This is a genomic window from Emticicia sp. SJ17W-69 (assembly GCF_051209875.1).
GTDB lineage: Bacteria > Bacteroidota > Bacteroidia > Cytophagales > Spirosomataceae > Emticicia.
The window spans coordinates 5,301,988-5,315,300 of the sequence record NZ_JBNTQY010000001.1 but is presented as its reverse complement, the minus strand read 5'-3'; the positions used below and the strand labels follow the sequence as shown (position 1 = coordinate 5,315,300).

Here is a 13,313-nt window from a genome sequence, read left to right as displayed (position 1 = left end):
ATTTACGATTTGATAAACTTGTTTATCAGCAACCTGAGTTTTTATTCGTAAACCGTAAATCAAAAATCGTAAATAATCAAGAAGCTAAACAAGTTTGATATATATCATACCAATCTTCCCGACTTAATTTTATTTCAGACGCACTGGCGGCATTTCTAATACGAGCTTCAGACAACGAACCAATGATTGGCAATGTACCAAGTTGCATCAACCAAGCTACGGCAGTTTGCTCAACATTGGCATCATATTTCTTTCCTACTGCTTCTAACTTTGTTTTCAAAACAGCCGATTTCCCTTCTTTTCCGTCTAAAATTTCGCCACCTGCCAATGGAGCCCACGCCAAAGGTTTACTAAAGCTTTGCTTAATAAAATCCAAACGACCATCTTCAATCGCCGAAATATTCATCAAATTTAGCTCAATATGGTTTGTAACAATTGGAATGGTGAGATAAGAAGCCAATAATCTATGTTGGAAAGCAGTGAAATTTGCTACACCTATATGCTTTACTTTACCAGAATTAACAACTTCTGCCAATGCCATCGCTGTTTGCTCTGGGTCAGCCAAAAAATCACTTTGGTTCAATAAAAATATATCTAAATAGTCTGTTTTTAGATTTTTCAGGGAATTATCAACACTTTTTACAATGTAATTTCTTGAATTATCAAAGTAATAAACTTTCCCATTACTTGATTTGCGAATACCACATTTGCTAAATAGCACAATGTCCTCACGCTTGAACGACTTATTGCTAATTATTTTCCCGAAATGTTCTTCAATAGTGAAATCACCATAAATATCAGCATGGTCAAATGTATTGATGCCTAATTCTAAGCATAAATTAATAATTTGCTCCATTTTGGCGGTTGTTTGGTCAAGATTTTCCCATCTCCAAAAACCATAAATTGCCTCCGATACTTTCGGGCCTGAATCACTCAAATATACTTTTTTCATGTTGCACAAGATTTTTATTAAAGTGTGGTAAAGATAACAGTTTTAGTTTAGAGCTTCTCTAAAAATTTTATACAAACCATCAATGATGCCCGTAATTTTTCTCTCCTGCCGTTAAATTGAATGGTAATTGATTTTGTTTAGGTGGCAAAGGACATGTTGCATAAGGGGTAAAAGCACAAGGCGGATTGTAGGCTTTATTGAAATCAAGATAGGTGTAGCCTTCGGCATCTGCTTTTGCCGCATTCAAAAACCTTCCCGACCCATAAGTTTCAATTTTATTAGTTTTATCGCCAAATAAGATAAATAAGCTCTCGCCTTCTGTCAAGGCATCCAAACTGTATTCTTTTCCTGCAATCGTAAATACTAAACTTCCAGGTGAATCTTGTAGGGTAGTTTGTCCAGTAATGTCAAGGATGGGTATTTTCTTTCCAACGCTTGGGACAAATTTGGCTTTCACTTTCCACTTTTCATCAATTGGAAAAGTTTCAATACCATGAAATTCTTTCAAAAATGGACTTTCTAAATCTCGCAAACGAACGGCAAAACGTTCACCACGTTTGATAACAAACCAACGCAAGGAATTATGCTTCAGAATGATATTCTTTTCAGCAGGATAAATTTTAAGTTTCCCAACAGGTTGAGTATCATTAAAGATTTCAGCATCAGCCTTAGGTTCAACGAAAACCTCACCTTTTTCTAAAATAAAATCGCCTAAAAACTGTTTACTTTTATTCTTTGGGAAAACAATTTTATTATCAGTGCTTGCTCCAAAAGAATTTTTCCCTTCTTCAAGCCAAAATAAACCTGCCAGATTTAGCCATCCATTCTCTTTTTTTAGATTTTCAACACGAGTCTGTTGCCACGCTTTGATTTCTTTTTCGTAGTCAGAATCATCACTTTTAACACTAAAAGAAAAGAGTATGCTTACGCATAAAATACCTAAGTAAAGACTTACATTTGACGGTTTAATATTTTTTTTCATTGTAATAATCGAAATTGATTGGTTTTCAGAAAAGTAAAGTTACTAAAAACACCTATTATTATAAACTTTTCTCTGTTCAGTGTATTGTTTAAATTTGAGTGCAAAAATACAATACTATATTAAATCTACCAAACAAGTAGGATAATAAATTTTTAAATAGTTAATCAATCTATATTTATTGAATCGTTGTTAAATACAATCGGGTAATGTTTTTTAATTTTCTTTAAAAGGAAAAATCAATAGTTTTTTATCTTTACACATCAACCTAACAAAGTAGGAAAATGACAATTAAAGAAATAATTAAGCCTTCAAAACAACTCCACATGAGCGGTATGCTCAGAATTGAGAGCGAAAATGATCGCTTTATGGGGCCAGGAAGGGTTGAATTGCTTGAAAAAATCATCGAGACAGGCTCTATTAGTCAAGCAGCCAAATTGATGGGAATGTCTTACAAAAAAGCATGGGATTTAATCAATTCGATAAATCAACATACCACTAAGCCTATAGTGACGACCCAAACTGGTGGAGAAAAGGGTGGTGGAACAATTGTAACCGAAGAGGGCAAACAACTTATCACAGCATTTAAAAAGCTTCACAGTGAATTTAATATTTATCTTTCTGAAAAATTAGAAGCCTTTTTACAGTCATGAGAGAAATTCGTTATATATTTGTATATATAACGAATTTCTCTTTTTATTTCAAAAAGGGAAATTTATTAAATGCAATTCAAATTTCCCTTTTAATCATAATCATTTATGCTTTTTTTTATCTTTCGTTATATTAGTAAATATATAACGTTAATTTGTTTTCTTATTTTTTCAATACCTGCACAAGGACAAGCCGATACACTAAAGTCGAAAGTATTGAATGAAGTGGTTATTTCGGCTTCAAGAATCAAAGAAAACTACTTGAAATCTCCCACAAGTATTGAATTGCTGACGCTCAAACAAATTCAACAAAGCCCAGCTTTGAGCTATTTTGATGCTATCGAAAATATGCGTGGGATTCAACTCATTACGCCAAGTTTGGGTTTTAGAGTGTATAATGCTCGTGGTTTTACGAATACGACTAATGTTAGATTTGTACAATTGGTTGATGGCATCGACAACCAAGCTCCGCATATTGGCTCACCTATTGCTTCGGCCATGGGGCCTTCAGACCTTGATATTCGACAAGTGGAGATGATACCTGGTGTGGCTTCGGCATTATATGGTATGAATTCTTTGAATGGTTTGGTTAATCTAATTACATTGAATCCATTTGAGTCAGAGGGTTTGAGTATTCAACAAAAGACGGGTGTAAATCATACGGGCGACGCTTCGCTAAATAATGAAACAGTTAGCCCTAAATTATTCTCAGAAACGAGCTTGCGTTATGCCAAAAAGCTGAATGAAAGATGGGCTTTTAAAACAAACTTCACTTACCAAAAAGGCTATGATTGGGTTGCCAATTCTACATTAGACCTTAATCCAACTGCCAATACCTCGGTAGGTTTAATCGGAAAAGATAATGTAGGAGCAGATTTTGTTAATTCCTATGGCAATGAATCTTCTAATCGTCGAACACTTACACTGAGTGGGAAAAAATACGTGGTTGCTCGAACTGGTTATTTTGAAGAAGAGGTAACGGATTATTCAATTAATAATATCAAAGGCGATTTTGCTGTTAATTTTCGCCCGAAACCTAAGCACGAGATTTCATATATTTTCAAATATGCCCAATTAGATAATGTTTATCAACGTACCAATCGTTTTCGTTTAGATAATTATCGACTGTCGCAAAATGCTTTGGTTTATCAAAATTCAACGACTCAAATTAAAGCTTATTTGACTGCTGAAAATACTGGTAAATCGTATAATATTCGTTCGATGGCAGAGAATATTGACCGAAGTTTCAAAAGCGACAATGTTTGGTTTACGGATTTTACCAATGAATTTAATAATCAAAATAAGCAAGGTAAAACAATCATTGATGCTTTAATGATTGCCAGAATTACGGCAGATAAAGGCAGACCACAGCCCAATACGCAACAATTTAATGATTTGATTGAAAAATTAGGCAATATCAATAATTGGGACATTGGTGCTGCACTGCGGGTAAAATCATTTCTTTTACATACTGAAGGTTTGACTGATTTGAGCAAAAAACTTTCCCCGACTTTACAAAAAAATGGTTTTGGACTTTTGGCAGGATTTGATTATCGAAATTACTTTGTGGTTCCTGATGGCAATTATTTTATCAATCCAAAAGAATCGGGTAAGATGCTAACTTATTGGAAATCAGGTGGTTTTGTGCAATTGAGCAAGCTATTTCTTGATGAAAAGCTTAAATTTATTTTTACATTAAGAGGTGATAAAAATAAATATTTTAATTTTCGACTCAACCCTCGTGGTTCGGCAGTTTATTCACTCAATGAAAATACTCATTTTAGAGTTTCTTATCAAAATGGATATCGTTTTCCGAGTTTGTTTGAGGCTTTTTCAAATATTAATAGTGGTGGTGTAAAGCGAGTAGGAGGTTTACCGATTATGTCGCAAGAAATTTTTGAAAATTCTTATCTACGCAAAACCATTGATGATTTTACAGCGGCTGTCAATAATGATATAAATATTAATAAATTGAGTCAGAATCAGGCTATTTTGAAAAATAAAAACCTGCTTCGTAAAAATGATTATACTTATCTCCAACCTGAATATGTCAATAGTTTTGAGATTGGCTACAAAGGTTATCCGATAGGGAAAAGGCTATTTATTGATGTTGATTTTTATTATAATGTTTATCGCAATTTCATGGCACAAATCGAGGCGAACGTCCCGATTGGCACCGCTACTGATTCATTGGCTTTTTATATGTATGACCTAAATAAACAAGCTCGCTATCGCCTTTGGACAAACTCTAAAACAATTGTCAGAAACTATGGTGGGGGAATTAGTCTGACTTATAATTTTTATAAAAACTTTACGATTACCAGTAATACATCTTTTGCTAAACTTAAAAATGTAGCAAATAATGATGGTTTTGAAGAGGCATTCAATACGCCTCGTTGGATAGTGAATGTGGGTATCAATAATACAACATTAACCAAAAATATCGGTTTTGGCGTCAATTATAAATACCAAGAATCTTTTTTATGGCAGTCGGCTTTGGCGTCAGGCACTGTGCCAAAGATTAATACAGTTGATGCTCAATTGACTTATTATTTGAGAAATAAAGGCTTACAATTTAAAATTGCTGGTACAAATGTTTTCAACAATCATTATGTAAGTTTCATTGCGGGACCAACTATTGGGGCATTTTATTATGCTACGGTGACGGTTAATATGAAATAGAATTAAGCTAAAAACAAAAAAAGGAGCACCTCATGGCACTCCTTTTTTTATGCTTTATAAATCAAAATATCAGAAGAATTTCGCTCTGTTATCTTTGATGTTTGCGTTATCACGAATCGCTTGATTTGCCATATACGAAGCACCGTATCCACCGTTACGTTGGTTGATTTGAGCTTTGTATTGTGTATAATCAGCAATTTCAGGAGCTTTTACAATATTGGTTGTTTCTACGATAAATACGCCGTTCTCGCCAACAAATGGTTTTGAGCGTTTGCCTGCTTGCAAGCTGAAGATTTTACCAATGGCTGTTGGGTCAACACCAGGAGAGGTAAGCATTCCTGTTGCCATGTTGATACCTGTGGCAGCTTCAACCAAAGCACCTGCACCGTATTTTTGTGCGATTTGCTCTAATGTACCAGATGCTCCAGTTAATTTCTTCAAGATTTGCTCAGATTTGATTTCATTACGTACTTTCGTAGTCAATATATCTTTAAAATCATCAGCTTTTGGACTATCTTTTTCAGTTTTTGCTGTGATGGCAGCAACAATAAAGCTATCACCAATTTCAAAAACACGATTAGAGATTGCACCCTCTTTTGTATCATCGTTGAAAGCCCACAACACGATTTCACGTGCATTTTGAATCGTGTTAAATGAAGCCGCTTCTGGGAAGATTTTATCAGCTTTCAAGATAACTAATTTGCCATCTTTTTTCACAGCAGCTTCAAACTCTTCTTTTGAATCACAACTTGCACGTAAAGCTTCTGCTTTTTGGTAAATAGCATTACGAGTGCCTTCACTTGCTTGTAGCTCACGGCTGATAGTAGCAATCTTATATTTTGTATTAGATTTTGCTTCTGTTACTTTAATAATATGGTAACCAAAGTCTGTTTCAACAATATTTGGTAACAAACCTGTGCCACTAAATGCAAAAACAGCACTTTCAAAAGGTTTTACCATTGAACCATTGTTTTTGAAGTAACCCAAATCTCCACCTTGTTGTGCCGAGCCATCTTGGCTATTGGCACGTGCCAAAGTTGCGAAATCTGCTCCTTGTCTCAATTGAGCTAAAATATCTTGTGCTTTTGTACGAGCATTAGCTTTTACCGAATCAGGTGCAGTTTTATCAGCACGAATCAAGATGTGACTTGTACGAACTGTATAAAGAGAGTCAGTCGTGATACCTTCATATTTATGAATAGAATAAGAATTTCCATCTTTGAAAGGTCCAATAACAGCACCTTGAATCGCCGAAGATATAGCATCTTTCAATTGACCAGTGATTTCTCCAGCACTACGCTCGTAAGGAATACGTGTATCAGAATTAAGAGCAGCGTAAGCTTTTGCATCTGGAGCAGCAGCTAAACCTTTTGCAAAACTTTTGATGTCATCATATAAAGCAGCACTATCTTCTTTGGTTGGCATTACTTGATACACTACGTAATCGAATGAACGGCTGTCATAGCCTTTATATTCTTCTTTGTGTTTGCTCAAATAATCTGACAATTGGCTATCAGTTACTTTGATTGTTGTATCAATGATGCTAGTATAAGGTACATACAAATAACGAGCATCAGCTTTAGTTGCTTGGGCTTCGTATTCTCTTTTCGCTTCTGCGGTTGTTACATAAGTAGAAGCTGTTAATAAAGCATTATATTTTTCCAACAAACGTTGTTGAATAGCTTGCTCTTTTACTTGATCCCAAGCTGCTTTTTGTGGAGCAGGAAGTTGGTTGGCCGCTGCTGCATTGATAAACTCAATATGGCGATTGCGGTCGTATTGTCCAGTTTGTGGGTCAGTAAATTGTTGTTTGATAAGCGGACTAAGGTTTTTTGTACCTTGTACCATCTCACGAAGTTCATCAGGAGTAACTTTTAAGCCTAATTTTTCAAATTCTTCTTTGTAAGTAATATCAAAAATCATTTGCTCCCATACTTGGCTACGGAGCTGTTGTATTTCTTGTTCTTGCAAAGATCTTCCTGCCTGTTGTTCATAATTTGAACGGGCAACATCTAATTTTGCTTGAAATGCTTGGTAATCAATACTTGTTCCAGCAATTTCACCTATTTTATTGTTATTGCTACTAAATAATCCACCTCTACCATTACCTCCGCCGAATAAATCTCCACCGACAATGAATAGAATGAGTGCAACTGCGATAACCGCAACGGCAACACCTGAACGCTCACGAATTTTGTTAATTAAAGCCATTTGTTTATTTAAATTTATTACTGGACTTTTAGGACTGTTTTATTGCAAAAATATTTTCTTTTTAAAAATTGAGGTGCAAAAATAAGCAGATTCATATAGATTATCAAGGAAATCCAATTGTTATATTATCTATTTTAACAAGTTTTATGCCAAACAAGGCTTTAAAACCAGCTTAAGCCATTCAGTTGGGACTTTTATTCGTAAAAAAAAATCACAAAAATTATCAAACTTACTGGCGTTAAAAAAAGTCCATGTCTGAAAACATGGACTTTTTTGTTTGATCTAAAAGCTTTTTTTAGTTCCCAACCAAAAAGTCATCAAAAAACTTTAATAATTTCTTTTGATAATCTTTTATCATTTTATCGTCTGTCAATTCAATAAATGAACTGTCTTTCTTAGTTTTTTCTTGCACACGAGTAGTGGCATAGAAAAGTGTTTTATTGTCTTCATAAGGATGCTGAACCATTTTTATGTCACAATCAACACGAGTATCAAGGGTTCTTTTAAATAAACCGTTACTTTTACGGTCTTTAAATATTTTTGAAACTAAAAATCCTTCGTCAGTATTTCGCTCAATAACTAAACCAATACCTTCATCAAGGATTTTTCTTAATACTCTTACCCTTACTTGGTCATAAGGCATACTATATACTCTTACCACATTCGTATCTTTTACAACCCTATTTCGCTCTTTAAAAGTTTGTTTTCTAAATTCTTGAAATGCTGCGATGGTATCAGCCAAAGCAGTTTTCAAGGCGAGTATTTCTGCTTCAGCTTTTTGGTTATAGTCGGTATATGTTTTTTGTGTAATTGAAGTAGAATCTCTCGAAGTTTTTAATAGTGATTTGTAGTAATTATTAATCCCTTCTTGTGAAAGTATTTGATTACTTTGTTTGATCAATAATTGATTAAGGGCGGTAATTTCAGAGCTAAGTCGGCGATTTCTTTGAATAAGAGCATCAATTCTATTAACTATACTTTTTCCGTTGGCACTTTTATTATTGACACCTTTACTGCTGATACTTTTACTATTGATACTTTTGTTTATTCCACTTTTCTTCTGGGCAAATACCTGAAATGAACATAGGAATACACTTGCTAAAAGCAAATTTTTGCCAAAAGATTTAGCTGAAAGGTTTACATGGAACATTTTTAGTGGTCAATTAAAGGTTTTATAATGTACTTGATTAACATGAACCAAGTTTCCTGCAAATTTTTATTGAAATACAATCTTACAAAATTAGATGATTCGGGGCAAATATTTATCTATTTTTGTGCGTTTTTTAAAAAAATATTTGACTATATATGAAACCTATCCTTTTGCTCTGCTTATTAAGTTTGTCTTTTCTAACAATACTTTTTCTCAATTCTTGTCAAAATTCTGAATCTGTTGATGTCTCCAACGTTAAAGTTAAGGTAAATGTATTGAGATTTGATGAAAGCATGATGAAATTGCAAAATAAAGATGAAATCAAGGCTTTTTTACAGAAAAATACCAGCTTTGTCAATCAATTTTACCAGACTTCTCCCAATGATACGGCTCTAATCAACCGTCTTGACTTGATTTGCCATAATGCCGATACAAAGGCTTTTTATGAAGACACGAAAAAATCATTCGGAGATTTAGCAGAATTAAAGAAGGAGTTAGAAATAGCTTTTAAACATATAAAATTCTACTACCCTGATTTTAAAGAGCCACAAATCATTACCACTTTTACAGCTCTTGACTTAGAATTAATGGTTTCGGATAACCTGATAGTTATTCCATTGGAAACTTTTCTTGGCCCTAAAGCCAAATACCGTCCACAATATCCCGCCTATTTGTTGGAAAGATTTGATAAGCCTTATATTGTTCCTTCAATTTTGACACTTTTATCAAAAAAATACAACAAAATTGACCAAAATGACCGTTCTTTGATGGGTGACATGCTGTATTATGGTAAAAGTTTTGAATTTACAAGAGCGATGTTGCCAGATGTTGCCGATTCGCTGGTGATTGCTTATAGTAATGAGGCAATGACCAAAACTTGGAATTCTCAAGATTTGGTTTGGGCATATTTCCTTGAAAATAAATTACTTTACGATACAAATGACCGCACAAAAGAAAAGTATTTAGGCGACCGCCCGAAGGTTTTTGAAATAGGAGAAGATTGTCCTGGGCGAATTGGACAATGGTTAGGCTGGCGAATTGTGAGTCGATATCGAACCGAAAATCCTTCAATTTCGTTAGTTGATTTAATGGAAAACGCCAATGCTCGTGATATTTTTGAAAAGTCAAAGTACAAAGGGCAGAAAGAAGATTAGACATTGTTGAAATTTGTTAATTGCGTTACATGATTGTTGATTTATACGTAAAAAATCAATGATGTTTCAACAACTTATCATAAGTTTCAACAACTTGTAACAAAATTTAGCAACCTTTTTAAATAAAAAAATGGCAAAAAGAAGTAGTAATTTTGGAGCGGTAGTTTCGGAAGCAGACAAGAAAAAAGTTAGCAAAGAAGGTTTTAATAAAGCATTAAAAGTTTTCAGATTCACACTTCCTTACAAAGGAACATTTGCGATAGGTTTTATTTTTCTGATTCTTTCGCAAATCACATCAATGAGTATTCCGCTTTTGATGGGGCAGATGGTTGGAGCAATTGTTTCGCCTAAAAATGCTGCTGAGGCAGCTAATGCTTCTGGAATGATGGGCGGAAATATTGGTATTCAGAAGTTTCAAAATATTTTTAGTTCTTCACAGAATCTTACACTCAACGAAGTTACTCTGCTATTTATCGTTTTGTTGCTACTTCAAGCGACATTTTCGTTTTTGAGAGTTTATACTTTTACACAAGTCTCTGAAAAATCAATGCGAGATTTGCGGAGGGAGCTTTATACTAAAATCATTACATTACCTATCACGTTTTTTGAAAAAAGCCGTGTGGGTGAATTAATGAGTCGTATAACTTCAGACGTAACACAGCTACAAGATGTACTTTCGATAACGCTTGCCGAACTTTTTCGTCAGGTTTTTACCTTGGTTGGTGGTATTATTTTGATTTCGCTATTGTCGAGTAAGTTAACGCTTTTCATGCTTTCAACTTTTCCATTTCTAGTAGTTGCTGCCATTATTTTTGGAAGATTCATTAGAAAAAATTCTAAGAAAGTACAAGATGAGCTGGCTCAGACAAATATCATTGTTGAGGAAACATTACAATCGGTCAATGTCGTAAAAGCATTTACTAATGAGCGTTTAGAAGTAAGTCGCTATTCAACATCAATTCAACGAGTAGTTGAATATGCCTTGAAAGCAGCGACATTTAGAGGTGGATTTATTTCATTCATTATATTGGTATTGTTTGGTGGTGTTGTGGGGGTGGTTTGGTATGGTGGGAATTTGGTTTTATCTGGAGAATTGGCTTTTCAAGACCTATTTACTTTTATACTTTATACTGGTTTTATTGGTGGCTCGGTTGGTGGCTTGGGAGATATGTATGCCCAAATTCAGCGGACCATCGGTGCTTCAGAAAGAGTTTTAGAGATTATTGATGAAAAATCAGAAGTAGATGTTGCTCGAAAACTCAATTTTAAGAAAGCAGCAGGTAATATTTCATTTGAAAATGTTGGCTTTTCATATCCTTCTCGTCCTGATGTGACTGTTTTGAAAGATATTTCATTGGATATTAAAGCAGGTGAAAAAATTGCGATTGTGGGACATAGTGGTGCTGGAAAATCTACTATTGTACAGTTGCTGATGAAATTGTATCCATTAAACAAAGGAAAGATTTTGGTTGATGGACAAAATATCGAACCGCAAGATGTAACCGAATTGCGTAGTAATATTGCCATTGTGCCACAAGAGGTGATGCTTTTTGGTGGAACTATCTTTGAGAACATTGCTTATGGAAAACCTAATGCCACCGAAACCGAAGTATTTGAGGCTGCAAGAAAAGCCAATGCTTTAGAATTTGTAGAATCGTTTCCTGAAAAGTTTCAAACCATTGTGGGAGAACGTGGCGTGAAACTTTCAGGCGGACAACGCCAAAGAGTAGCCATTGCACGTGCGATTTTGAAAGATCCATCAATCTTATTATTAGATGAGGCCACTAGTGCTTTAGATTCTGAGTCGGAAAAATTGGTGCAAGATGCGTTAGATGAACTGATGAAAAATCGTACTACAATTATCATTGCTCACCGCTTGGCAACGATCAGAAATGTCGATACAATTTATGTGTTGAAAGATGGAGAGATTGCGGAAAAAGGTACTCACGAACAACTCATTTTACAAGCTGAAGGAATTTATGCAAATTTGGTAAAATTACAGTTTGATAATGTAAATTTGCTGGTGGAATAGTAGTTTAAATTGCTGATAGATAAAGGTTGGTGATTTGATTATAAAGTGATTAGAAACTAAGGACTAAGGTCTGTTGACCGTTGATAACATGAATCCTTCAAAAGATACTCTTAAAGAATACGAATTACGACACACGGGTTGTCGATCAGATATTCTACAATCGTTTCAAAGCTTTAACTTTGCCCTTTCTCATGGTGATTTGGAAGAGCGTTTCGGTGAGCGTTTCGACCGTGTGACCATTTATCGTACACTCAAAACTTTCGTAGAAAAAGGAATCATTCATAAAGTTTTGGACGATGAAGGTGGTACAAAATATGCCCTTTGTCGCAATTCTGAATGTAGCCATGATAATCATCATCACGACCACGTACATTTTAAATGTTTGAAATGTGGCAATACTACTTGTATTGAGAGTGTACACATTCCCATGTTTAACTTACCCGAAGGTTATAAACGAACTGAGGTAAATATGCTTGTACAAGGTACTTGCCCCAATTGTATTGCATAATTAGCACTACTCAATTTTTATTATTCAACATTTATCATTGCCATCAATATGTCTCAAAAAACCAAGATTTTTATTGCACTTGGCGTGGTTTATATCGTTTGGGGTTCTACTTATTTAGGTGTTAAATATGCGATTGTTGTCCTTCCTCCAATGTTGGTTTCCTGTACTCGTTTTTTAATTGGAGGCACTTTATTATTCATATTTACTTTGTTACGAGGAGAAGGTTTTCCTTCAATGAAGCACATTCGAAATGCGGCTTTTATTGGTGTACTTTTGAGTGGAGTTGGGAACTGTGCTGTAGCGTATGCTCTTCGATTTATGCCATCTGGATTAGTTGCTTTATTAGTCGCCACACTTCCTGCATGGATGATCTTACTTGATTTCTTATTCTTCAGCAATCAAAAGCCAACACTAATTGGTTCAATCGGCTTAGTATTGGGTTTGGTTGGAATGGCTTTTTTATTGAATCCTGCCCAACAAATCGGACAACGTGAGGTATCTTTATTGCCAGCTCTTGTAGTATTTGGTGGCTCAGTTGCTTGGGCTTTTGGTTCGTTAAAATCACCTTATTTATCACTTCCAAGGTCACTTCAATCAACTGCAATTCAGATGATTGTCGGTGGGTGTTTTTCTTTAAGCATGAGTCTGATATTTGAAAAAAATCAATTACAGGCCTTACAAAGTATGACCCAGCAAACGTATTTGGCAATGATTTATCTGGTCATTGTTGGTTCGTATGTAGGCTACACGGCTTATGTCTGGTTGATAAATAATGCTCCTCCGCAACTAACCGCTACTTATGCTTATGTAAATCCCGTTGTAGCTATCTTTCTTGGTTGGATTTTTCTTGACGAACGCCTTACTTCACGTTCTTTAACAGCCTCAGCTATTATTTTAGCAGGCGTTATTTTAATGACTTTGGGAAGAAGAAAAAAAGCGAAAGAAATAGATAATAATGCTGAGTATTTTTGAGGGAAAGATAACAAAATGTACTT

The 13,313-nt window shown here is 34.8% G+C and carries 10 protein-coding genes; 6 read left to right on the top strand and 4 right to left on the bottom strand.

Annotated features, from left to right (window positions below; translation table 11 throughout):
- Nucleotides 1-76: 76 nt before the first annotated feature.
- Together ACQUQZ_RS21780 and ACQUQZ_RS21775 are read right to left on the bottom strand one after the other, a co-directional pair.
- A complete protein-coding gene (locus ACQUQZ_RS21780) occupies nt 77-952 on the bottom strand; it encodes an aldo/keto reductase (protein WP_435357205.1) in 876 nt (291 codons plus the stop codon).
- Nucleotides 953-1,031: 79 nt separating this feature from the next.
- Entirely contained in the window at nt 1,032-1,934 is a 903-nt protein-coding gene (locus ACQUQZ_RS21775) for a DUF1684 domain-containing protein (protein WP_435357204.1), read from the bottom strand.
- Nucleotides 1,935-2,215: 281 nt separating this feature from the next.
- On the opposite strand from ACQUQZ_RS21775, the gene ACQUQZ_RS21770 reads away from it, so the two are divergent.
- Entirely contained in the window at nt 2,216-2,584 is a 369-nt protein-coding gene (locus ACQUQZ_RS21770) for a winged helix-turn-helix domain-containing protein (RefSeq protein WP_435357203.1), read from the top strand.
- 105 nt (nt 2,585-2,689) lie between these two features.
- On the top strand, nt 2,690-5,263 hold the full coding sequence (locus ACQUQZ_RS21765) for a TonB-dependent receptor (protein ID WP_435357202.1): 2,574 nt from the start codon (nt 2,690-2,692) through the stop codon (nt 5,261-5,263).
- Between the two features lie 69 nt (nt 5,264-5,332).
- Here ACQUQZ_RS21765 and ACQUQZ_RS21760 read toward each other — a convergent pair whose 3' ends face one another.
- Both ACQUQZ_RS21760 and ACQUQZ_RS21755 read right to left on the bottom strand, forming a co-directional pair.
- Nucleotides 5,333-7,474, bottom strand: a complete 2,142-nt coding sequence (locus ACQUQZ_RS21760; RefSeq protein WP_435357201.1) for a peptidylprolyl isomerase — start codon at nt 7,472-7,474, stop codon at nt 5,333-5,335.
- Nucleotides 7,475-7,769: 295 nt separating this feature from the next.
- On the bottom strand, nt 7,770-8,624 hold the full coding sequence (locus ACQUQZ_RS21755) for a hypothetical protein (protein WP_435357200.1): 855 nt from the start codon (nt 8,622-8,624) through the stop codon (nt 7,770-7,772).
- Nucleotides 8,625-8,779: 155 nt separating this feature from the next.
- Between ACQUQZ_RS21755 and ACQUQZ_RS21750 the strand changes: the two genes are divergently transcribed.
- The 4 genes from ACQUQZ_RS21750 (at nt 8,780) to ACQUQZ_RS21735 (ending at nt 13,290) form a co-directional block, all read left to right on the top strand.
- Nucleotides 8,780-9,778 (top strand): gliding motility protein, encoded by a 999-nt coding sequence (locus ACQUQZ_RS21750; RefSeq protein WP_435357199.1) that lies wholly within the window; start codon nt 8,780-8,782, stop codon nt 9,776-9,778.
- A gap of 130 nt (nt 9,779-9,908) precedes the next feature.
- The gene (locus ACQUQZ_RS21745; protein ID WP_435357198.1) at nt 9,909-11,810 is read left to right on the top strand and encodes an ABC transporter ATP-binding protein; all 1,902 of its coding nucleotides are present in this window, start codon (nt 9,909-9,911) and stop codon (nt 11,808-11,810) included.
- A gap of 88 nt (nt 11,811-11,898) precedes the next feature.
- Nucleotides 11,899-12,318, top strand: a complete 420-nt coding sequence (locus tag ACQUQZ_RS21740; RefSeq protein WP_435357197.1) for a Fur family transcriptional regulator — start codon at nt 11,899-11,901, stop codon at nt 12,316-12,318.
- Between the two features lie 48 nt (nt 12,319-12,366).
- Nucleotides 12,367-13,290 carry an EamA family transporter gene (locus ACQUQZ_RS21735; RefSeq protein WP_435357196.1) on the top strand — a complete coding sequence of 308 codons (924 nt, stop codon included), beginning with the start codon at nt 12,367-12,369 and terminating at the stop codon, nt 13,288-13,290.
- Nucleotides 13,291-13,313 lie beyond the last annotated feature (23 nt).

What these genes read in the sequence shown, in the direction of transcription:
- ACQUQZ_RS21755 (WP_435357200.1), bottom strand. Translation starts at nt 8,624, where the DNA reads ATGTTCCATGTAAACCTTTCAGCTAAATCTTTTGGCAAAAATTTGCTT.
- ACQUQZ_RS21780 (WP_435357205.1), bottom strand. Translation starts at nt 952, where the DNA reads ATGAAAAAAGTATATTTGAGTGATTCAGGCCCGAAAGTATCGGAGGCA.
- ACQUQZ_RS21740 (WP_435357197.1), top strand. Translation starts at nt 11,899, where the DNA reads ATGAATCCTTCAAAAGATACTCTTAAAGAATACGAATTACGACACACG.
- ACQUQZ_RS21775 (WP_435357204.1), bottom strand. Translation starts at nt 1,934, where the DNA reads ATGAAAAAAAATATTAAACCGTCAAATGTAAGTCTTTACTTAGGTATT.
- ACQUQZ_RS21735 (WP_435357196.1), top strand. Translation starts at nt 12,367, where the DNA reads ATGTCTCAAAAAACCAAGATTTTTATTGCACTTGGCGTGGTTTATATC.
- ACQUQZ_RS21750 (WP_435357199.1), top strand. Translation starts at nt 8,780, where the DNA reads ATGAAACCTATCCTTTTGCTCTGCTTATTAAGTTTGTCTTTTCTAACA.
- ACQUQZ_RS21770 (WP_435357203.1), top strand. Translation starts at nt 2,216, where the DNA reads ATGACAATTAAAGAAATAATTAAGCCTTCAAAACAACTCCACATGAGC.
- ACQUQZ_RS21745 (WP_435357198.1), top strand. Translation starts at nt 9,909, where the DNA reads ATGGCAAAAAGAAGTAGTAATTTTGGAGCGGTAGTTTCGGAAGCAGAC.
- ACQUQZ_RS21765 (WP_435357202.1), top strand. Translation starts at nt 2,690, where the DNA reads ATGCTTTTTTTTATCTTTCGTTATATTAGTAAATATATAACGTTAATT.
- ACQUQZ_RS21760 (WP_435357201.1), bottom strand. Translation starts at nt 7,474, where the DNA reads ATGGCTTTAATTAACAAAATTCGTGAGCGTTCAGGTGTTGCCGTTGCG.